This window comes from Streptomyces sp. CRN 30, from assembly GCF_034105845.1.
The window spans coordinates 1-20,080 of record NZ_JAVRHI010000337.1 but is presented as its reverse complement, the minus strand read 5'-3'; the positions used below and the strand labels follow the sequence as shown (position 1 = coordinate 20,080).

Genomic DNA, 20,080 nt, shown 5'->3' with positions numbered 1-20,080 from the left:
CAGCGTCATCAGGCACAGGCGGATACGGCTTTCGGGCGTCGTACCCGCGCTGATGTCGTCCTTTGACATTTGTATCCCCTGCTCCTCAAGGAGCGCGGGGAAGGGGGTCACGTGGTTCGCATCCGAGTCCTGGTCGTCGACGACCACCGCATCTTCGCCGAGTCGCTCGCCGCGGCTCTGGCGGCCGAGCCCGACGTCGACGTCTCCGCGGCGGGCAGCGGCCCGGCCGCGCTGCGCTGCCTGGAACGGGCGGCGTCCGAGGGGCGGCGGTTCGACGTGCTCCTCGTCGACGCCGACCTCGGCAGCTCCATGCCCGGGGCGCGGCCCGCCGTGTCCGTACGCGACGGCAACGAGGAGCGGCTCGTCGACGGGATCTCACTGGTCACGGGCGTACGGTCGGCGCAGCCCGGCGTACGGACCGTCGTCCTCGCCGAGAAGGACGACCCGCAGCGCGCGGCGCTCGCCCTCCAGGCCGGGGCGTCCGGCTGGGTGGCGAAGGACTGCTCGCTGTCGCGGCTGCTCACCGTCATACGGGGTGTGCTGCGCGACGAGACGCACCTGCCGCCCGCCCTGCTCACCGGGGTGCTGCGGGAGCTGACCGCGGCCCGCAAGCACCGCACCGAGAGCGAGCGCCTCGTGGAGTCGCTGACGCCGCGCGAGCGGGAGGTGCTGCGGTGCATGGTTGCCGGGCTGGGCCGCAAGGCCGTCGCCGAGCGGCTGTTCCTCTCCCCGCACACCGTCCGCACCCACATGCAGAACGTCCTGGGCAAGCTCGGCGTGCACTCCACCCTCGCCGCCGTCGCCCTCGCCCGCCGGGCGGGGGTCGGCCCGGTCGATCTCGGGCCGGGCGGACGGATGGGGACGGAGGAGACGAACAGCGCCTAGAGCGCCGGCCGTTCAGCCGGGGATGTTGTCGAACGGGGCGGTGAGCTGGCGCAGCAGTCCCGCCAGTTCACCGCGCTGCGCCCGGGACAGCTCCGCGAGGATGGCCCGCTCCTGGTCCAGCAGTCCGGCCAGGGCCTGGTCGGCGCGGTCCCGGCCCTCGTCCGTGAGCCGGACCAGCACGCCGCGCCGGTCGCTGGGGTCGGGCAACCGCTCCACCAGGCCCTTCTTGGCCAGGCGGTCGATGCGGTTGGTCATCGTGCCGGACGTGACCAGGGTCTGGGTGAGCAGCTGACCGGGGGAGAGCTGGTACGGGGTGCCCGCGCGGCGCAGCGCGGTGAGCACGTCGAACTCCCAGGGCTCCAGCTGGTGCTCGGAGAAGGCGAGCCGGCGCGCGCGGTCCAGGTGCCGGGCCAGCCTGCTCACCCGGCTGAGTACCTCCAGCGGTTCCACGTCGAGGTCCGGGCGCTCCCGGCGCCACGCTGCGACCAGTCGATCGACCTCGTCCTCCATGACGATCAGTGTAAGGGTTGTGTCGACGTGAAGTCTCTTGATGTTCATCATCTCGATGTCAACTATCTTGACGTCAAGAAGAATGGGGGTGAGGCTGGGTACCCGTCCACGCGTCACCTTCCCACCGGAGGACCGATGCCCGCGACCGCCCCCGCCTGGGACCCCGCCCAGTACCTGCGCCACGCCGGCCACCGCGCCCGCCCCTTCGCCGACCTCCTCGCCCGCGTCCCCGGCCTCCCCGGCGACCCGCCGCGCGTCGCCGACCTCGGCTGCGGCCCCGGCAACGTCACCGCGCTGCTCACCGCCCGCTGGCCCACGGCCCACGTCACCGGCTACGACAGCTCGCCCGAGATGCTTCAGCGAGCCCTCGACCACGCCGGACCCACCCCGGCCGGCGGCCGGCTCGACTTCGCCCCCGCCGACGTCCGCACCTGGGAACCCGACGCCCCGCACGACCTGATCATCAGCAACGCCACCCTCCAGTGGGTGCCCGGCCACACCGGCCTCTTCGCCCGCTGGACCGACGCCCTCGCCCCCGGCGGCACCCTCGCCTTCCAGGTCCCCGGCAACTTCGACGCCCCCAGCCACCGCCTCATGCGCGAACTGGCCGCCTCCCCCCGCTGGCGCGGCCGCCTCGCCGGCACCCTGCGCCACGCCGAGGCCGTCCACACCCCCGGCGACTACCTCGCCCGCCTCGCCGGCCTCGGCTGCGCCGCCGACGTCTGGGAGACGACCTACGTCCATCTGCTGACCGGCGCCGACCCGGTCCTGGACTGGGTGCGCGGCACCGGACTGCGGCCCGTGCTCGCCGCCCTCGACGACGACCCGGAGGCCCGGGACGCGTTCGTCGAGGAGTACCGCACCGTGCTGCGCGCCGCGTACCCGCGGGGCCCGCACGGCACCCCGTTCCCGTTCCGCCGGGTCTTCGCGGTCGCCCGGAAGGACGGACCGGCGTGATCATCGCCCTCGACCACGTCCAGCTCGCCGCACCGCCCGGCGCCGAGGAACGGCTGCGCGCCTTCTACGCCGGCGTCCTCGGCATGACCGAGATCCACAGACCGCCCGCCCTCGCCGCGCGCGGCGGCTGCTGGTTCCGGTCCGGGACCGTCGAACTCCACCTCGGCGTCGAGGCGGGGTTCCGCCCTGCCCGCAAGGCCCACCCCGGGCTCCGCGTGACGGACGTCCAGACCTGCGCCGCCCGCCTGACCGCCTGCGGCGCACCCGTCATCTGGGACACCGGCCGGCCCGGCCACCGCCGCTTCCACACGGAGGACCCCGTCGGCAACCGCCTGGAGTTCCTCCAGCTCACGGCGTCCGACTGAGAGGCGAGTTCCTCCAGCCCACCGCGTCCGACTTAGACGACCGGACCCCACGGCGTCCGACTGAGAGGACCGGACTCCACGGCGGACGCGCTCAGGCGGCCGGACCCCACGGCGGACGCGGTCAGGCGACCCCGTCCGCGATCAGCGTCTCGACCTCGTCCCCGGACAGCCCCAGCTCACCGAGGATCGCCCGGGTGTGCTCGCCCAGCGCGGGCACCGGGTCCATCCGCGGCGCCCCGCCGGTCGGACCGGGCGGCGCCGGCGCACGTACCGGACCGGCCGGGGTGGCCACCTCGTGCCAGCGCCCGCGCGCCGCGAGCTGCGGATGCTCCCACACCTCGGCCAGGGTGTTCACCCGCGCGCCCGCGACCGGCACCGCGCTGAGCAGCTCCACCGCCGCGTCACCGGTCAGCTCCGCGAACCGCGCCGCGATCAGCCCGCCCAGCTCCTCCCGGTGGGCGTCGCGGTCCGCGTTGGTCGCGAACCGCGGGTGCCAGGCCAGCTCCGGACGGCCGAGGAACGTCGCGCAGAACGCCCGCCACTCCCGCTCGTTCTGGACCGCCATCAGCACCACCTTGCCGTCGCCCGCCGCGAACGGACCGTAGGGAAAGATCGTCGCGTGCGCCGCCCCGGCCCGCGGCGGCGGCCCGGCACCGTCGTGCGCGTAGTACAGCGGGAACCCCATCCACTCCACCGTCGCCTCCAGCATCGACACGTCCAGGTGCGTGCCCGCACCGGTCCGGCCGCGCTCCAGCAGCGCGCCGAGGACCGAGCTGTAGGCGTACATCCCGGCGGCGATGTCCGACACCGCGATCCCCGCCTTGGCCACGGCCTCCGGCGTGCCGGTCACGGACAGCAGCCCCGCCTCCGACTGCACCAGCAGGTCGTACGCCTTGCGGCCCTCGTACGGGCCCGGCGCGCCGTACCCGGAGATGTCGCACACGATCAGCCTCGGGTGGCGTGCCCGCAGCTCCTCGGCGCCGAGCCCGGCCCGCGCGGCGGCACCCGGTGCGAGGTTCTGGAGGAAGACGTCCGCGCCCGCGATCAGCCGCAGCAGCACGTCCCTGCCGCGCGGGTCCTTGATGTCCAGGGTCAGGGACTCCTTGTTGCGGTTGGCCCACACGAAGTGTGAACTCAGGCCCCGCACCCGGCTGTCGTAGGACCGGGCGAAGTCCCCCGCCCCGGGCCGCTCCACCTTGATGACCCGCGCCCCGAGATCGGCGAGCTGACGGCTGGCGTAGGGCCCGGCTATCGCCTGTTCGAGCGAGACGACGGTGACACCGAGCAGCGGACGCATGCCCCCCCTTTAAAAGATCAACTCTTCCGATGCCCTATGAGCCGGGGCTTCTGCTCAAGCCCGTCAAGACCGTGCCACGCGAGATTCACCAGATGCGCGGCGACCTCCGCCTTCTTCGGCCGCCGCACGTCCAGCCACCACTGCCCGGTCAGCGCGACCATCCCCACCAGCGCCTGCGCGTACAGCGGCGCCAGCTTGGAGTCGAACCCCCGGTTCTTGAACTCGCGGCCCAGGATGTCCTCCACCTGCGTCGCGATGTCCGAGATCAGCGACGCGAAGGACCCCGTCGACTGCGGGATGGGCGAGTCCCGCACCAGGATGCGGAAACCGTCCGTGTACTCCTCGATGTAGTCGAGGAGCGCGAAGGCCGCCTGCTCGCACAGCTCCCGGGGATGCCCCGCCGTCAGGGACGACGTCACCATGTCGAGGAGCCGCCGCATCTCACGGTCCACGACCACCGCGTAGAGCCCCTCTTTACCGCCGAAGTGCTCGTACACCACCGGTTTCGAGACGCCTGCCTTGGCCGCGATCTCCTCCACCGACGTCCCCTCGAAACCCTTCGCCGCGAAGAGGGTGCGACCGATCTCCAGCAGCTGTTGGCGGCGCTCGGCACCGGTCATCCGGGTGCGGCGCGCGCGGCGCGGTTTCTCGTTGCCTGGGGTGCTGCTGGAGTCGGTCGCCACGGCGTCAATCATGCCGCCTCGACCGTCTCCTTCCGGCGGCGGGAGCCTTTCTCGTCCGTGGCACGGCGGGAATCGATACGTGAGCGTGACGGCCACCGCACGTCATAGGCCCAGCCGAATCGCTCGAAGATCCGGATGAAACGCGCCGAGGAATCGATCTGGCCGCGCTCCACACCGTGCCGCGCCGACGTCGGGTCGGCGTGGTGCAGGTTGTGCCAGGACTCGCCGCAGGACAGCACCGCCAGCCACCACACGTTGCCCGAACGGTCCCGGGACTTGAACGGCCGCTTGCCGACCGCGTGACAGATCGAGTTGATCGACCACGTGACGTGGTGCAGCAACGCCACCCGTACGAGTGACCCCCAGAAGAACGCGGTGAACGCGCCCCACCAGGACATCGTCACCAGACCGCCGATCAGCGCCGGCAGCGCCAGCGAGGTCGCCGTCCACAGCACGAACTGGCGCGAGACCGCACGCAGCGCCGGGTCCTTGATCAGATCCGGTGCGTACTTCTCCTGCGAGGTCTGCTCCTCGTCGAACATCCATCCGATGTGCGCCCACCACAAGCCCCTCATCAGGGCCGGAACCGTCTCCCCGTACCGCCACGGCGAATGCGGGTCGCCCTCCGCGTCGGAGAACTTGTGGTGTTTGCGGTGATCGGCGACCCAGCGCACCAGCGGTCCCTCGACCGCCATCGAACCCGCGATCGCCAGCGCGATCTTGAGCGGCCGCTTCGCCTTGAAGGACCCGTGGGTGAAGTGACGGTGGAACCCGATGGTGATGCCGTGGCACCCGAGGAAGTAGAAGAAGACGAGCAGGCCCAGATCCAGCCAGCTCACGCCCCACCCCCACACCAGCGGCACCGCCGCCACCAGCGCCAGGAACGGGACCGCGATGAACGCCAGCAGGGTGATCTGCTCGATCGAACGCTTCTGCTCGCCGCCCAGCGTCGCCGAGGGCGCGGACGCGTCCTCCGGGACCTTCGGGGTTTCGGGAATCACATCGGAACTCGTGGTCATGCGCGTCCCCTGTGGGGTCGAGGGTAGGAAGAGGGGTGCCGGGCCGCGGATACCGCGCGGTCGTTCCTACGGTTCCGTAACCTACGGCAACGTAAGTATGGCAGCGCGTAGCCACGCAGCAAGAGCCCGTGAGCCTGCGCGTCCCGGTGGACACCTATCCTGGGAGTCGGTCGGACAGCGCGGTCCGCTCTGACTCTTTCCCGGACGTCCGGCCCCGTAAGCGGCACCCGCCGCGCGAGACGCCGTCCGGGTCCCCTCCCAGACGAGCTTCAACACTGCAAGGAGCCGCACCTGTGAGCAGTGCCGACGACCAGACTGTGCCCACGGCGAAGACCAGCAGCGAGCTACGGGCCGACATCCGCCGCCTCGGCGACCTCCTCGGAGAGACGCTCGTGCGGCAGGAGGGGCCCGAGCTGCTGGAGCTAGTCGAAAAGGTACGCCGCCTCACGCGCGAGGATGGCGAGGCCGCCGCGGAACTGCTGCGCGGCACCGAACTGCAGACCGCCGCCAAGCTGGTCCGCGCCTTCTCCACCTACTTCCACCTCGCCAACGTCACCGAACAGGTGCACCGCGGCCGCGAGCTGCGCGCCCGCCGCAACGACGAGGGCGGCCTGATCGCCCGCACCGCCGACCGCCTCAAGGACGCCGACCCCGAGCACGTCGAGCAGACGGTCCGCAACCTCAACGTGCGCCCCGTCTTCACCGCGCACCCCACCGAAGCCGCCCGCCGCTCCGTCCTCAACAAGCTCCGCCGCATCGCCGCCCTCCTCGACACCCCCGTCATCGAGGCCGACCGGCGCCGCATCGACACCCGCCTCGCCGAGAACATCGACCTCGTGTGGCAGACCGACGAACTCCGCGTCGTCCGCCCCGAACCCGCCGACGAGGCCCGCAACGCCATCTACTACCTCGACGAACTCCACATGGGCGCCGTCGGCGACGTCCTGGAGGACCTCACCGCCGAGCTGGAGCGGGTCGGCGTCAAGCTCCCCGACGACACCCGCCCCCTCACCTTCGGCACCTGGATCGGCGGCGACCGCGACGGCAACCCCAACGTCACCCCCCAGGTGACCTGGGACGTCCTCATCCTCCAGCACGAACACGGCATCAACGACGCCCTGGAGATGATCGACGAGCTGCGCGGCTTCCTCTCCAACTCCATCCGCTACACCGGCGCCACCCAGGAACTGCTGGACTCCCTGACGGCCGACCTCGACCGGCTCCCCGAGATCAGCCCCCGCTACAAGCGGCTCAACGCCGAGGAGCCCTACCGGCTCAAGGCCACCGCCATCCGGCAGAAGCTGGAGAACACCAAGACCCGGCTGGCCAGGAACACCCCGCACCAGGACGGCCACGACTACCTCGGCACCGCCGAACTCCTCGACGACCTCCGCCTGCTGCAGACCTCCCTGCGCGCCCACCGCGGCGGCCTCTTCGCCGACGGCCGGCTCGCCCGCGTCATCCGCACCCTGGCCGCCTTCGGCCTCCAGCTCGCCACCATGGACGTCCGCGAACACGCCGACGCCCACCACCACGCCCTCGGCCAGCTCTTCGACCGGCTCGGCGAGGAGTCCTGGCGCTACGCCGACATGCCCCGCGAGTACCGCACCAAGCTCCTCGCCAAGGAACTGCGCAGCCGCCGGCCGCTGGCCCCGACGCCCGCGCCCGTCGACGCCGCCGGCGAGAAGACCCTCGGCGTCTTCCAGACCGTCCGCCGCGCCCTGGAGATCTTCGGCCCCGAGGTCATCGAGTCCTACATCATCTCGATGTGCCAGGGCGCCGACGACGTCTTCGCCGCCGCCGTCCTCGCCCGCGAGGCCGGCCTCCTCGACCTCCACGCCGGCTGGGCCAAGATCGGCATCGTGCCGCTCCTGGAGACCACGGACGAGCTGAAGGCCGCGGACACGATCCTCGAAGACCTGCTCTCCGACCCCTCCTACCGGCGGCTCGTCGCCCTGCGCGGCGACGTCCAGGAGGTCATGCTCGGCTACTCCGACTCCTCCAAGTTCGGCGGCATCACCACCTCCCAGTGGGAGATCCACCGCGCCCAGCGCCGCCTGCGCGACGTCGCCCACCGCTACGGCGTCCGCCTCCGCCTCTTCCACGGCCGCGGCGGCACCGTCGGCCGCGGCGGCGGCCCCTCCCACGACGCGATCCTCGCCCAGCCCTGGGGCACCCTGGAGGGCGAGATCAAGGTCACCGAGCAGGGCGAGGTCATCTCCGACAAGTACCTCGTGCCGTCGCTCGCCCGGGAGAACCTGGAGCTGACCGTCGCGGCCACCCTCCAGGCGTCCGCCCTGCACACCGCGCCCCGCCAGTCCGACGAGGCCCTCGCCCGCTGGGACGCCGCCATGGACGTCGTCTCCGACGCCGCCCACACCGCGTACCGCAAGCTGGTCGAGGACCCCGACCTGCCGACCTACTTCCTCGCCTCCACCCCGGTCGACCAGCTCGCCGACCTGCACCTGGGCTCGCGGCCCTCCCGCCGCCCCGGCTCGGGCGTCTCGCTCGACGGACTCCGCGCCATCCCCTGGGTCTTCGGCTGGACCCAGTCCCGGCAGATCGTCCCCGGCTGGTTCGGCGTCGGCTCCGGGCTCAAGGCGCTGCGCGAGGCCGGCCTCGACACCGTCCTGGACGAGATGCACCAGCAGTGGCACTTCTTCCGGAACTTCATCTCCAACGTCGAGATGACCCTCGCCAAGACCGACCTGCGCATCGCCCAGCACTACGTCGACACCCTCGTCCCCGACGAGCTGAAGCACGTCTTCGACGCCATCCGCGCCGAACACGACCTCACCGTCGCCGAAATCCTCAAGATCACCGGCGAGGGGGAGCTGCTGGACGCCCAGCCCGTCCTCAAGCAGACCTTCGCCATCCGCGACGCCTACCTCGACCCGATCTCCTACCTCCAGGTCGCCCTGCTCAAGCGCCAGCGCGACGCCGCCACGAACGGCACCGAGCCCGACCCGCTGCTCGCCCGCGCCCTGCTGCTCACCGTCAACGGTGTCGCCGCGGGCCTGCGCAACACCGGCTGACCCACGAACGCGAACGCCCCCGTGCCGGCGACCCGGCACGGGGGCATCGTCGTACGCGTACGTCTCACACCGTCACGAACGCCGCCGTCAGCAGCGCCACCCCGGCCCCCGCCAGCACCCACGCCGCCCGCGTCCGCCGCAGCCCCCCGGCCACCACCACCGACGCCAGCAGCAGCGCACCGCCCAGCGGCACCCACGCGTACAGCACCCCGCCGGGACCGGACCGCACCGCCTCGCCGTCCCCGGGCTTCAGCACCACCGCGTACGTCTCGCCCTTCGCCACGGCGACCGAGTCCAGCAGCTCCACCCGGTCACGCGCCTCGGACCCCGCCGACACCGGCGCGTACGGACCGCTGCACACCCCGTCCGCGCACCGCGTCACCTCGACCGTGCCGCGCTCCCGGCCCTTCGTCAGCATCACGTGCTGCGCCGTACCCCACGACGCCCACACCCCGGCGATCAGGATCAGCACGGTGACCGTGCCCATCGCCGCGACCCGGCCGAAAGACACCACCGCAGAAGACATGGCCGGGATCATTGGCCATACCTGCGCACCCGGTCAACTCACATGAGGGACAAGTCAGGAGTTGTACGTGCTCTGCGCCCGCTCCAGACCCTCCAGCACCAGCGCCTCCACCGCGTCCGCCGCCCGGTCCACGAACCAGTCCAGCTCCTTGCGCTCGGACGACGAGAAGTCCTTCAGCACGAAGTCCGCGACCTGCATCCGCCCCGGCGGCCGGCCGATCCCGCACCGCACCCGGTGGTACTCGGGACCCATCGCCTTCGTCATCGACTTCAGCCCGTTGTGGCCGTTGTCCCCGCCGCCCAGCTTCAGCCGCAGCGTCCCGTAGTCGATGTCCAGCTCGTCGTGGACCGCCACCACCCGCGCCGTCGGCACCTTGTAGAAGTCCCGCAGCCCGGTCACCGGACCACCCGACAGATTCATGTACGACATCGGCTTGGCCAGCACCACCCGCCGCCCGGCGGGCCCCGGCGGCCCGAACCGCCCCTCCACGACCTGCGCCTGAGCCTTGCCGTGCCGCTTGAAGCGCCCGCCCATCCGCTCCGCCAGCAGATCGGCCACCATGGAACCGATGTTGTGCCGGTTACCGGCGTAGTCCGGCCCCGGATTGCCGAGACCGGCGATCAGCCAGGGCCCGTCGGAACCCGTCGTCACGGTCGTCACGTCCACGTCTCCTCGATACGCGCCAGCCGCCGCCCCCGGACGGGAGCGGCGGCTGACGAAACGAAAACGAACCGCGAGGATCAGGCCTCGGCGGCCTCGTCGCCCTCACCCTCGGCCGAAGCCTCCTCGGCCTGCGCGGCCAGGACCTGCAGCACGACGGTGTCCCCGTCGACCGCCAGCTTCGTGCCCGACGGCAGCGTGATGTCCTTGGCCAGGACGGAGGCACCGGCCTCCAGGCCCTCCACGGAGACGGTGACCGACTCCGGGATGTGCGTGGCCTCGGCCTCGACCGGCAGCGCGTTCAGCACGTGCTCCAGCAGGTTGCCGCCCGGCGCCAGCTCACCCTCGGTGTGCACGAAGATCTCGACGCTGACCGTCTCGCCCCGCTGCACCAGCTGCAGGTCGACGTGTTCCAGGAAGCCCTTCAGCGGGTCACGCTGCACGGACTTCGGAATCGCCAGCTCATTGGTCTTGCCGTCGATGTCCAGCGCGATCAGCACGTTCGGCGTACGCAGCGCCATCAGCAGCTCGTGACCCGGAAGCGTGAGGTGCAGCGGGTCCGAACCGTGCCCGTACAGGACACCCGGGACCTTGTTCTCACGACGGATACGACGCGCGGCACCCTTGCCGAACTCGGAACGCGTCTCGGCGGCGATCTTCACCTCGGACATGATCACTCCTCGTAGAAAGCTAGATACGGACGTGGTCACCCGGCCACGAACGGCCTGCTACGAAGAGCGCGTCGATAACGGACAGCCGACCCGTGAACACACGAGTACGGCCTCCCTCGCCGAGCAACTTCAGCAGTCTACTCGGCGAGGGAGGCCGCACCCAAAACGATCTACAGCTGTGCCTCTACTGCTCGTCGAAGAGGCTCGTCACCGAACCGTCCTCGAACACCTCACGCACCGCGCGCGCGATCGTCGGCGCGATCGACAGCACCGTGATCTTGTCCAGCTCCAGCTCACCCGGCGTCGGCAGCGTGTTCGTCAGCACGAACTCACTCACCTTCGAGTTCTTCAGCCGGTCCGCCGCCGGACCCGACAGCACACCGTGCGTCGCCGTCACGATGACGTCCTCCGCACCGTGCGCGAACAGCGCGTCCGCCGCCGCACAGATCGTGCCACCCGTGTCGATCATGTCGTCGACCAGGACGCAGATACGGCCCTCCACATCACCCACGACCTCGTGCACCGTGACCTGGTTCGCGATGTCCTTGTCACGACGCTTGTGCACGATCGCCAGCGGCGCGCCCAGCCGGTCGCACCAGCGGTCCGCGACCCGCACCCGGCCCGCGTCCGGGGACACCACCGTCAGCTTGTCCCGGTCCACCTTCGCGCCCACGTAGTCCGCGAGGAGCGGCAGCGCGAACAGGTGGTCCACCGGACCGTCGAAGAAGCCCTGGATCTGATCGGTGTGCAGATCAACCGCCAGGATGCGGTCCGCGCCGGCCGTCTTCATCAGGTCCGCGATCAGACGCGCCGAGATCGGTTCACGGCCCCGGTGCTTCTTGTCCTGCCGCGCGTAACCGTAGAAGGGCACGATGACGGTGATGGAGCGGGCCGACGCGCGCTTCAGCGCGTCGATCATGATCAACTGCTCCATGACCCACTTGTTGATCGGAGCCGTGTGGCTCTGGATCAGGAAACAGTCCGCACCACGCGCCGACTCCTGATACCGCACATAGATCTCACCGTTGGCGAAGTCGAATGCCTTCGTCGGGACGACCCCGATACCCAGCTGGTGGGCGATCTCCTCGGCAAGTTCGGGGTGTGCGCGGCCGGAGAAGAACATCATCTTCTTCTCGCCGGTCGTCTTGATCCCGGTCACAGCACTGTCTCCTCAGAGGTGTCTCAGCCGGAGCGGAGCGGATGTCCCAGCTGGTAAGGGTGCGGATGTGCACTTATCACGGTACGACGTCTTCGACGCACCCGTTTCCGGTCAGTCTCCGGCGCCCTGCTCCCGCGACGCCTCCTCGGCCGCCCGCGCGGCCGCGCTCCCGGGACGCTTACGCGCCACCCAGCCCTCGATATTCCGCTGCTGGCCCCGGGCCACGGCCAGCGAACCGGGCGGCACATCCTTGGTGATCACCGAACCGGCGGCCGTGTAGGCACCGTCCCCGACCGTGACAGGAGCCACAAACATGTTGTCCGAACCCGTACGGCAGTGTGAGCCGACCGTCGTGTGATGTTTGTCCTGCCCGTCGTAGTTGACGAACACGCTCGCCGCGCCGATGTTCGTGTGCTCTCCGATCGTGGCGTCACCGACGTACGACAGGTGCGGCACCTTCGTGCCCTCGCCGATCGAGGCGTTCTTCGTCTCGACGTAGGTACCGATCTTGCCCTTCGCGCCGAGCCGCGTACCGGGCCGGAGGTAGGCGAACGGACCCACGGTCGCCCCGTCGCCGATCTCGGCACCGCTGCTGACCGTGTTGTCGACGCGGGCGCCGGCCCCGACCCGGGTGTCGGTCAGCCGCGAGTTCGGCCCGACCTCGGCCCCCTCCGAGAGGTGCGTCGTCCCGTGCAGCTGGGTCCCGGGATGCACGAGGACGTCCCGCTCGAAGGTGACGGTCGCGTCGACCCACGTCGAGGCCGGGTCGACGATCGTCACCCCGGCCAGCATGGCCTCCGTCAGCAACCGGTCGTTGAGGACGCGGCGCGCCTCGGCGAGCTGGACGCGGTTGTTGATCCCGGCGATCTCCCGGTGGTCACCGGCGACACAGGCACCGACCCGGTGCCCGGCCTCACGCAGGATCCCGAGGACGTCCGTCAGGTACTCCTCACCCTGACTGTTGTCCGTACGCACCTTCCCCAGCGCGTCGGCCAGCAACTGCCCGTCGAACGCGAACACCCCGGAGTTGATCTCCCGGATCGCCCGCTGCGCGTCGTCGGCGTCCTTGTGCTCGACGATCGCGGTGACGGCACCGGTGGCCGCGTCCCGCACGATGCGCCCGTAACCCGTCGCGTCGGGTACCTCGGCGGTCAGCACGGTGACGGCGTTGCCGTCGGCGGAGTGGGCGGCGGCGAGGGCCGTGAGCGTGCCGGCGGTGAGCAGGGGAGTGTCCCCGCACACGACGACGACGGTCCCGTCGACCCCGCCGCCCAGCGTCTCCAGGCCCATCCGCACGGCGTGCCCGGTGCCGTTCTGCCGCTCCTGCACGGCGGTGCGCGCGGTGGGGGCGACGTCGGCGAGGTGCGCGGTGACCTGCTCGCGGGCGTGCCCCACGACGACGACCAGGTTCTCGGGGGCCAGTTCACCGGCGGCGGCGAGGACATGACCCACCAGGGAGCGGCCACAGAGGTCGTGCAGGACCTTGGGGGTGGCCGACTTCATACGGGTGCCCTCACCCGCTGCGAGAACGACGACGGCTGCCGGGCGGTTGGCGCTCACGGGATGCCCTTCGGCTGTGAGGTGGGGGTGGACAACCGCAGGATACCGGGGGGATTTGTGGGGGACATGGGCGCGGGCCCTGACGGTGCTGTCGATCGACGGTCAGGGCCCGGACGTGGGTCGTGTGCGCTGTGGCTCCCCCGCAAGGATTCGAACCTTGACCTGCCAAGACCAAAACTTGGTGTGCTGCCTGGTTACACCACGGGGGATCGCGCTTCAGACCTTACCGGAGACGCTGTTGTGCGTGGGCCACGATTCCGCTCCACCAGCCCTCGATACGGCGGTACAGCTCAGCCCCGTTGAGCACATCGACCCGGAGGCATCCGTAGTAGCCGGCGCCCGTGTTCTTCCGGTTGGTGCGGAGGTTGTGCTTCTTGAGGGTCGTCTTCAGGAGCTGGGGTGTCTCGATGCCGACGTGGTCCGCCCAGAAGCGCTCGGCCGCCGCCGCGTCCGCTGTCTCGTGGATCTGTACCGCGAAGCGCAGCCTTTCGGGAGCGACGTCCAGCAACTTCAGCCAAGCCAGGAACGCTGTGATCATGTTCGGGTCGCTGTTGACGAACGTGACGCGCTCGCGTCGGTCGTGCGGCTTGCTCTTGGCTCCCTCGGCCCAGTAGAGGCCCACGCCGACCAGGAACAGGTCACGGTCGGACAGGCGCCCCACCTCTTCGGCGGCCGACTGCTTCGTCCGCTGCCGCTCCTCCTCCCGCAGCCGCAGTTTCGCCTCCCAGCCTCTGCTGGCGATCGCCGAGGCTTCCTCTCGGCTCCGCGCCCGGCGTTCCGGTTTGGGGAGGTCCCGTACCCACAAGGAGATCGAGCCCTTGCTGCACCCCAGCTCCACCTGGATCCGGTCGTACGTCCAGCCCTGGAGCCGGAGTTCGCGGGCCCTGTCGCGGAGGTCGTCCCTCGCGTTCGGGCGCTTGGTCCATTCCGGGGGCGGCTCGCCCTCCAGGAGGCGGTTGAGGATGTCGTTGTTGTCGATGTGCAGGCGGTCGCGGATCTGGCGTCGGCTGAGGCCTGCGCGTCGCAGGGCCACCGCCCTCTCCCGGAGCCCCTCGAAGTCGGTGTACTTGCCGGCTGGGTGCGTGGTCATGAAGCCAGGGTCCGGGGGGAATGTCTGGTTCCGGCGTGCGCGGTGATCGCTTCATCAGTTCGAGGGATATCGCGTCGTATCGCTACGGTACTGTCACCCTCCGTGGTGGACCCGAATCCATCAAAACTCCCCGGAAATGCGCGGGCCCGCGCCCGTAGGCTGGAGGCATGACCACGACGGGGGAAGACCATGTGACGGCCCGCGGCGGGCCTTGGTGGTGGGAGCGGCGGCGCGGTGCCGTGCTCGACGTGAGCCTCGCGGCCGTGTCCGCGGTCGAGTGCGCCGTGGAGGGCGTGCCGTTCGCGTGGGACGCCGGGATCCCGGTGCCGGCGGGGGTGCTGTTCGGGTTCCTGACCGGTGCCGTGCTGCTGGTGCGGCGGAAGTGGCCGATCGCGGTGGTGCTGGTGGCGATCGCCATCACGCCGGCGCAGATGGGCTTCCTGATGGGGATCGTCGGTCTGTACACGCTGGCGGCGTGCGAGCTGCCGCGGCGGATCATCGGTTCGCTGGCGGGGATGTCGCTGCTGGGGACGTTGATCGTGACGTTCGTGCGGGTGCGGCAGGACATGGCGCGGGGCGAGCTGGGGATCGGGGACTGGTTCGTACCGTTCGCGGCCGTCACGACCTCGCTGGGCCTGACCGCGCCGCCCGTGCTGCTGGGGCTGTACGTCGGCGCCCGGCGCCGGCTGATGGAGAGTCTGCGGGAGCGCGCCGACGACCTGGAGCGGGAGCTGCAACTGCTCGCGGAGCGGGCGGAGGAGCGGGCCGAGTGGGCGCGCAACGAGGAGCGGACGCGGATCGCGCGGGAGATGCACGACGTCGTCGCGCACCGGGTGAGTCTGATGGTGGTGCACGCGGCGGCGTTGCAGGCGGTGGCGCGGAAGGACCCGGAGAAGGCGGTTCGGAACGCCGCGCTGGTGGGGGACATGGGCCGGCAGGCGCTGACCGAGCTGCGGGAGATGCTCGGGGTGCTGCGCAGCGGGGGAGAGGTGTCGAGGGAGCGGGCCGGGGTGCCGCTGGCGGCGGTGGGCGCGGCGGCCGCGGCGGCGGCGTCCAGGGCGGCCGAGGCCGACGGGGAGGGGCCCTCGCTGGCGGAGCTGGACGAGCTGGTGGGGCAGTCGGCGGCGGCGGGGATGGTCGTGGACCTGTCGGTGCAGGGTGAGGCGCGGTCGTACGCGGCGGCGGTGGAGCAGACGGCGTTCCGGGTGGTGCAGGAGGCGTTGACCAACGCCCACAAGCACGCATCGGGGGCGAAGACGTACGTACGGCTGGCGCATCGGGTGTCGGAGATCGCGATGCAGGTGGAGAACGATCCGCCGCCGGAGCCGGCGTCGGCGTCGGCGGCGGGGCTGCCGTCGGGGGGCAACGGTCTGGTGGGGATGAAGGAGCGGGTGTCGGCGCTCGGCGGGGTCTTCGTGTCGGGGCCTACGGACGCGGGGGGTTTCCGGGTGTCGGCGGTGATTCCCGCGTCCTGAGGCCGAGGGTCCGCTCGGTCAGACCGTGCTGAGGCGGGTGGGCTCGGTGCCGAGGACGAGTGCGCCGAGGGCGTGGTCGAGGTCGGGGCCGAGGTACCAGTCGCCGGTGTGGTCGAGGGCGTAGACCCGGCCGTGGGTGTCGATGGCGAGGAGCGCCTGGGTGTCGGTCTCGGTGCCGAGCGGGCAGACGTCGGTGTCGAGGGCGCGGCCGAGGTCGCCGAGGGTGCGGGCGAGGTGGAGCCCGTGCAGGGGGTCGAGGTGGAGGGCGGCGGGGGCGATCTGCCGGCCGGGTCCGGCGGGGGTGAGGCTCAGTCCGCCGAATTCCGCCCAGGCCTCGACGGCGGCGGGGAAGACGGTGTGGCGGTGGCCCGCCGGCGAGACGTGGTCGCGCAGGGCGTCGGCCCAGATCTCGGCCTGCCTGATGTCCCAGCGTCCGGGCTGCCAGCCGGCTTCGCGCAGGGCGGCGTCGACGGGTACGGGGAAGCGGGTGGTGGAGGTGCGGTCGGCGTGCATCGGCCTTCGTTCGTCGTCCGGTTCCGTCGGTGGTGCGTCGGTGAGGCATCGGTGGTGCGTCGGGGGCCGTGGGTGTGGATGCTGTGTCCAGGTCCCGTGGTGGTGCGGTCGGGTCAGTCGGTGGTCGACGTGGAGTCGACGACGCGGACGCCGAAGTGGGCGCTGAGGGCGGTGCAGGTGCGGCACGGCGCGGCGAACGTGCCGTGCAGGGGGTCGCCGTCCTCACGGATGCGGCGGGCGGTGAGCTTGGCGTGTTTGAGGGCCTTGCGGGCCTCGCCGTTGGTCATGGGTCTGCGGGCGGCACGTTTGCTGCGGGCCGCGTCGGCGGTGGTGAGGTGCCGCGAGATGAGGATGGTCTCGGCGCAGCGGCCCGTGAAGCGGTCGCGCTGGCCGCTGGTGAGGGTGTCGAGGAAGTCCTGCACCAGCGGGTGGAGGGCGGGTGGCGTGTCGCCGCGGGCGGCGGTGCCGGTGAGGGTGGTGCCGCGGACGGAGAGCGCGGCGGCGACGGTCGGGAGTATGCCGTCCCGGCGGTGCAGGAGCAGGGGCGCGTGGGAGGTCTCGGCGCTGCTCCAGCCGATGCGCGGGTCGCCGGTACGGGGGTCGTCGGACCTGCCCGTCCGGTGTCCCGTCTGTGTCGCACTCATGATCGTCATCCCCTCCTGAGCCTCCCCCCGGAGGTCACAGACTGCCAAACGGCGGGGCCGCTGCGGAAGCTGGGGCGTGGTGACACGCCCGGGTATGGGCGGTCTGTCATCGCCGGGTGACGGCTGGTCACGGAAGCGGAGCGGTGGCCCACCGGCGCCGGTGACCGGTCTCGTCGTACCGCATAGGCTGTCGGCACCGCTTGTGATGCGGTGATCCGGACGGATCCGAAGGGCCGACGGTCCGGACCGTGACGGATTCAGACAGTCGCAGACAACGTCCGCACGGACAACGGACATACGCCTCAGGGGGCAACCGCCATGACGACAGGTCGGCTCGGGCTGGGGGTACCTCCCGGCCGCCAGGCCGGGGGACGGGCCGTGCCGCCGAACGCGGCCTACGCCGGGCAGGTCGTGCACTTCCCGGATCCGGTGCGGGCGGCCCGTCACCCGGGAGGGGTACGGGTGGACGGCGGCGGCTATCCGGACTTCGCGCCGTACGCGCGGGCGGCGGCGGAGGTCGCGGAGCCCCCGGGCGGTTTCGGGGTGGACGAACTGCGGCTGACGGACTACGTGTCGGCGAACGCGGCGTTGTCGGCGTCGGGGCACGAACTGTGGGACACGGTCCCGGCGGTGGCGACGCCGCACGGCTGGACGTGGCACCACGTGGTCGGCTCGCGGCGGCTCGAACTGGTCCCGGTCGAGGTGAAGGCGTTGCTGCGGCACCACGGCGGGGTCGCGACGGCTGCGGTGGACCAGGCCAAGCGGGGGACGCGGCCGTTGCAGGAGACGCGCCCCGCGCACTTCGGGCTGCCGAAGTCGGGGGTGGCGGTCTCGGAGCAGCAGGTGCTGGGGGCGGAGGAGGACCTCGGGTACCGGCTGCCGGGCGCGTACCGGTCGTTCCTGAAGGCGGCGGGCGGCTGTGCGCCGGTGGGGACGGCGCTGGACGCGGAGTTGGGGCTGCTGGTGGACCAGCCGTTCTTCACGGTCCGCGACGAGGCGGCCGTCAACGACCTGGTCTACGTCAACAAGTGTCTGCGGGACCACCTGACGAAGGACTATCTGGGCGTCGCGTTCGTCCAGGGCGGTCTGCTGGCCGTGAAGGTGAAGGGCGAGCGGATCGGGTCGGTGTGGTTCTGCGCGTACGACGACGCGCGGGACGCCGATCCGGGGTGGTCGCCGGCGGAGCGGGCGGAGCGGCTGCTGCTGCCGTGCGGCGAGGACTTCGACGCGTTCCTGGCGCGGCTCGCGGGGTCGCCGCCCGAGTTGGAGACCGTGGCGAACCTGATGGTGGACGGCGGGTTCGCGCGTGCGGTGCCGGTCGCCGCCGCGTCCGCGTCGTCCGGGTCCGCGTCGTCCGCGTCCGCGTCCGCGTCTGGGGAGTGAGCTGAACGATGGTGACGTTCGCGCAGGCGCAGGAGCGCGCCGAGGAATGGGTCAACGGTGACGTGCCGGCGTACCAGCACCGCGAGGTGCGGGTACGGGAGTTCGGCCTCGGGTTCGTGGTCTGGGCCGAGGACCGGACGGACGGCCCGGTCTCCGGCGGCGGCCGGCAGCGGCTGGTGATCGCCCGGGACAGCGGGGAGGCGTCGCTGTGGCCCTCGCTGCCGGTGGGCGAGGTGATCCGCCGCTACGAGGAGGAGTACGGCCGTCCGTCCGACGCGGCCGCTGGGCCGGTGCCCGCGGCCCGGATGGACCTCAACCAGACGTCGTTCCTGCTGACCCCACCGGAGTGGTTGCAGGAGGCGGCGGACAAGCTGGGCATGCGGGAGGGGCGGGCCGGGGGGCCCGCCGGGGCGGAGGGGGCCGCCGGGCCGGCGGGTGCCGCGGGCCCCGCGGGGGCGGGTGCGGGGGGTGGCGGTGCGTCGCCGTCGCCGTCGCCGCCGCCGGTGCCTTCGCCGGCCTCGTCGTCGGCGTCGTCGTCGGCGCCCGGTGCGTCTTCGGGGCCGGCTCCGTCGTCGGGTGCGGCTCCGACGTCGGGTGTGGGTGCCGCTTCGGCCTCGGGTGCGGGCTCCGGGAGCGGTACGGCGTGGCCGGCCGCCGGGGGACCGGACGTACCGCCGGGGGCGACGCCCTGGGCCGGTACGGACACCAACGCGGACGGTGGGGACGACCGCTCCGTTCCGCTGCCGCAGACGGTGTTCGCGTCGCAGCTGAGCGACGATGACGAGGACGCGCCCTCCGGGGCGATCGACGACGAGGCGGGGACGGCTCGCCTGACGCGGGGCCGCGGGCTGCCGGAGACGGCGCCGGGTCCGGTCGTGAGCGCGCGGGACGGTGTGCGGCACGACGGGGGTACGCCGATGCCGCCGCCCGTGCCGCCGGGGGCGCCGAGTGTGAACGACATCGCCGGCGCGTCGACGGGCAAGGCGATGGGGCCGCGGGGCGCCGGGGGCGCGGGGGTTCCGCATGCGCCGGGTGCGCCGGGGACGCCGGGTGGGCCGGGTGCGTACATGCCGACGCAGTTGGCTTCGCCGCACGGCGGACCGGACGTGCCGGGTGCGCCGCAGCCGCCGTTCGGCGCGCCGCAGGCGCCCGGTGTTCCGCCGGCTCCGGCTCCCGGGGCCTCGCAGCCGTCTGCCGCACCACAGGGACCTGGCATCCCGAACGGCCCCGGTGCCGGGAACGCCCCTGGTGGGGCCCCTCAGATGCCGGGCGTTCCGGGGGCGCCGGGGGTTCCGGGGACGCCGGGCATCCCGCAGATGCCAGGCGCTCCGCAGATGCCGGGCGCCCCGCAGGGCCCGAACGGTCCGCAGGGCGCCAGCGGTCCGCAGGGCCCGAACGCTCCGCAGGGCCCGAACGCCCCACAGGGCGCCAGCGGTCCGCAGGGCCCGAACGGTCCCCAGGGCCCGAACGCCCCGCAGGGCCCCGGTGTCCCCCACCCGCCCGGTGCCCCCGGCACCCCCGGTACTCCTCCCGGAACGCCCCCGGGCGGCATCCACCACGCCGCCACGATGCTGGCCGCCGACCCGGGCCGGCCGGGCGGCACGCCGCCGCCTCCCGGGCCGCCCGGTACGCCGGGTGCCCCGGCGGC

18 protein-coding genes, 1 tRNA gene and 1 pseudogene are annotated in these 20,080 nt (G+C 72.0%); 7 read left to right on the top strand and 13 right to left on the bottom strand.

Features of this window, described 5'->3' with window-relative positions; all coding sequences use genetic code 11:
- Positions 1 to 111: 111 nt before the first annotated feature.
- Positions 112 to 885, top strand: coding sequence for a response regulator transcription factor (locus tag UW392_RS36080; protein ID WP_320779428.1), 774 nt, complete (start codon positions 112 to 114; stop codon positions 883 to 885).
- A 12-nt stretch (positions 886 to 897) separates the two neighbouring features.
- Here the strand turns inward: UW392_RS36080 and tamR are convergent, their stop codons facing one another.
- Positions 898 to 1,395: a MarR family transcriptional regulator TamR gene (gene tamR / locus UW392_RS36075; protein ID WP_030844890.1), complete on the bottom strand. Its 498-nt coding sequence runs from the start codon at positions 1,393 to 1,395 to the stop codon at positions 898 to 900.
- Positions 1,396 to 1,530: 135 nt separating this feature from the next.
- Between tamR and UW392_RS36070 the strand changes: the two genes are divergently transcribed.
- Both UW392_RS36070 and UW392_RS36065 read left to right on the top strand, forming a co-directional pair.
- Positions 1,531 to 2,352, top strand: coding sequence for a trans-aconitate 2-methyltransferase (locus tag UW392_RS36070; protein WP_320779427.1), 822 nt, complete (start codon positions 1,531 to 1,533; stop codon positions 2,350 to 2,352).
- On the top strand, positions 2,349 to 2,717 hold the full coding sequence (locus UW392_RS36065; RefSeq protein WP_320779426.1) for a VOC family protein: 369 nt from the start codon (positions 2,349 to 2,351) through the stop codon (positions 2,715 to 2,717). Before UW392_RS36070 ends, UW392_RS36065 begins: the two co-directional genes overlap by 4 nt.
- A gap of 121 nt (positions 2,718 to 2,838) precedes the next feature.
- On the opposite strand, the gene UW392_RS36060 is transcribed toward UW392_RS36065, so the two are convergent.
- The 3 genes from UW392_RS36060 to UW392_RS36050 are packed head-to-tail and all read right to left on the bottom strand — an operon-like array spanning position 2,839 to position 5,716.
- Positions 2,839 to 4,014, bottom strand: coding sequence for a CaiB/BaiF CoA-transferase family protein (locus UW392_RS36060; protein WP_320779425.1), 1,176 nt, complete (start codon positions 4,012 to 4,014; stop codon positions 2,839 to 2,841).
- Between the two features lie 17 nt (positions 4,015 to 4,031).
- Positions 4,032 to 4,709 (bottom strand): TetR/AcrR family transcriptional regulator, encoded by a 678-nt coding sequence (locus tag UW392_RS36055; RefSeq protein ID WP_320779424.1) that lies wholly within the window; start codon positions 4,707 to 4,709, stop codon positions 4,032 to 4,034.
- Positions 4,706 to 5,716 (bottom strand): acyl-CoA desaturase, encoded by a 1,011-nt coding sequence (locus UW392_RS36050; RefSeq protein ID WP_320779423.1) that lies wholly within the window; start codon positions 5,714 to 5,716, stop codon positions 4,706 to 4,708. The genes UW392_RS36055 and UW392_RS36050 overlap by 4 nt, the downstream gene beginning before the upstream one ends.
- Before the next feature lie 293 nt (positions 5,717 to 6,009).
- Between UW392_RS36050 and ppc the strand changes: the two genes are divergently transcribed.
- Complete coding sequence (gene ppc, locus UW392_RS36045) at positions 6,010 to 8,751, top strand: phosphoenolpyruvate carboxylase (RefSeq protein ID WP_320779422.1); 2,742 nt, start codon at positions 6,010 to 6,012, stop codon at positions 8,749 to 8,751.
- Between the two features lie 64 nt (positions 8,752 to 8,815).
- Here the strand turns inward: ppc and UW392_RS36040 are convergent, their stop codons facing one another.
- The 7 genes from UW392_RS36040 to UW392_RS36010 form a co-directional block, all read right to left on the bottom strand.
- Positions 8,816 to 9,289, bottom strand: a complete 474-nt coding sequence (locus tag UW392_RS36040; RefSeq protein ID WP_414496805.1) for a hypothetical protein — start codon at positions 9,287 to 9,289, stop codon at positions 8,816 to 8,818.
- 42 nt (positions 9,290 to 9,331) lie between these two features.
- Positions 9,332 to 9,943, bottom strand: coding sequence for an aminoacyl-tRNA hydrolase (pth, locus tag UW392_RS36035; RefSeq protein WP_414496803.1), 612 nt, complete (start codon positions 9,941 to 9,943; stop codon positions 9,332 to 9,334).
- Between the two features lie 74 nt (positions 9,944 to 10,017).
- Positions 10,018 to 10,608 carry a 50S ribosomal protein L25/general stress protein Ctc gene (locus UW392_RS36030; RefSeq protein WP_320779420.1) on the bottom strand — a complete coding sequence of 197 codons (591 nt, stop codon included), beginning with the start codon at positions 10,606 to 10,608 and terminating at the stop codon, positions 10,018 to 10,020.
- Positions 10,609 to 10,792: 184 nt separating this feature from the next.
- Positions 10,793 to 11,767, bottom strand: a complete 975-nt coding sequence (locus UW392_RS36025) for a ribose-phosphate diphosphokinase (RefSeq protein ID WP_320779419.1) — start codon at positions 11,765 to 11,767, stop codon at positions 10,793 to 10,795.
- A gap of 111 nt (positions 11,768 to 11,878) precedes the next feature.
- Positions 11,879 to 13,327 (bottom strand): bifunctional UDP-N-acetylglucosamine diphosphorylase/glucosamine-1-phosphate N-acetyltransferase GlmU, encoded by a 1,449-nt coding sequence (gene glmU, locus UW392_RS36020; RefSeq protein WP_320779418.1) that lies wholly within the window; start codon positions 13,325 to 13,327, stop codon positions 11,879 to 11,881.
- Between the two features lie 132 nt (positions 13,328 to 13,459).
- Positions 13,460 to 13,536, bottom strand: a tRNA-Gln gene (locus UW392_RS36015).
- Positions 13,537 to 13,550: 14 nt separating this feature from the next.
- Positions 13,551 to 14,417 (bottom strand): hypothetical protein, encoded by an 867-nt coding sequence (locus UW392_RS36010; protein ID WP_320779417.1) that lies wholly within the window; start codon positions 14,415 to 14,417, stop codon positions 13,551 to 13,553.
- A gap of 167 nt (positions 14,418 to 14,584) precedes the next feature.
- Here UW392_RS36010 and UW392_RS36005 point away from each other — a divergent pair, with 167 nt between their 5' ends.
- Complete coding sequence (locus UW392_RS36005; RefSeq protein ID WP_320779416.1) at positions 14,585 to 15,892, top strand: sensor histidine kinase; 1,308 nt, start codon at positions 14,585 to 14,587, stop codon at positions 15,890 to 15,892.
- Between the two features lie 18 nt (positions 15,893 to 15,910).
- Here UW392_RS36005 and UW392_RS36000 read toward each other — a convergent pair whose 3' ends face one another.
- Both UW392_RS36000 and UW392_RS35995 read right to left on the bottom strand, forming a co-directional pair.
- Positions 15,911 to 16,405 carry an SUKH-3 domain-containing protein gene (locus UW392_RS36000; RefSeq protein WP_320779415.1) on the bottom strand — a complete coding sequence of 165 codons (495 nt, stop codon included), beginning with the start codon at positions 16,403 to 16,405 and terminating at the stop codon, positions 15,911 to 15,913.
- Between the two features lie 113 nt (positions 16,406 to 16,518).
- Positions 16,519 to 17,049, bottom strand: a complete 531-nt coding sequence (locus tag UW392_RS35995) for a YwqJ-related putative deaminase (protein WP_320779414.1) — start codon at positions 17,047 to 17,049, stop codon at positions 16,519 to 16,521.
- Positions 17,050 to 17,367: 318 nt separating this feature from the next.
- Here UW392_RS35995 and UW392_RS35990 point away from each other — a divergent pair, with 318 nt between their 5' ends.
- Complete coding sequence (locus UW392_RS35990; RefSeq protein ID WP_320779413.1) at positions 17,368 to 18,432, top strand: SMI1/KNR4 family protein; 1,065 nt, start codon at positions 17,368 to 17,370, stop codon at positions 18,430 to 18,432.
- 8 nt (positions 18,433 to 18,440) lie between these two features.
- Positions 18,441 to 20,080 (top strand): annotated as a pseudogene (locus UW392_RS35985) (hypothetical protein); the annotation flags it as partial.

Bases quoted from the DNA above. Each gene is read 5' to 3' on its own strand.
- tamR (WP_030844890.1), bottom strand. From the start codon at position 1,395: ATGGAGGACGAGGTCGATCGACTGGTCGCAGCGTGGCGCCGGGAGCGC.
- UW392_RS36070 (WP_320779427.1), top strand. From the start codon at position 1,531: ATGCCCGCGACCGCCCCCGCCTGGGACCCCGCCCAGTACCTGCGCCAC.
- UW392_RS36060 (WP_320779425.1), bottom strand. From the start codon at position 4,014: ATGCGTCCGCTGCTCGGTGTCACCGTCGTCTCGCTCGAACAGGCGATA.
- UW392_RS36055 (WP_320779424.1), bottom strand. From the start codon at position 4,709: ATGATTGACGCCGTGGCGACCGACTCCAGCAGCACCCCAGGCAACGAG.
- UW392_RS36050 (WP_320779423.1), bottom strand. From the start codon at position 5,716: ATGACCACGAGTTCCGATGTGATTCCCGAAACCCCGAAGGTCCCGGAG.
- UW392_RS36040 (WP_414496805.1), bottom strand. From the start codon at position 9,289: ATGATCCCGGCCATGTCTTCTGCGGTGGTGTCTTTCGGCCGGGTCGCG.
- UW392_RS36030 (WP_320779420.1), bottom strand. From the start codon at position 10,608: ATGTCCGAGGTGAAGATCGCCGCCGAGACGCGTTCCGAGTTCGGCAAG.
- UW392_RS36010 (WP_320779417.1), bottom strand. From the start codon at position 14,417: ATGACCACGCACCCAGCCGGCAAGTACACCGACTTCGAGGGGCTCCGG.
- UW392_RS36005 (WP_320779416.1), top strand. From the start codon at position 14,585: ATGACCACGACGGGGGAAGACCATGTGACGGCCCGCGGCGGGCCTTGG.
- UW392_RS36000 (WP_320779415.1), bottom strand. From the start codon at position 16,405: ATGCACGCCGACCGCACCTCCACCACCCGCTTCCCCGTACCCGTCGAC.
- UW392_RS35995 (WP_320779414.1), bottom strand. From the start codon at position 17,049: ATGAGTGCGACACAGACGGGACACCGGACGGGCAGGTCCGACGACCCC.
- UW392_RS35990 (WP_320779413.1), top strand. From the start codon at position 17,368: ATGACGACAGGTCGGCTCGGGCTGGGGGTACCTCCCGGCCGCCAGGCC.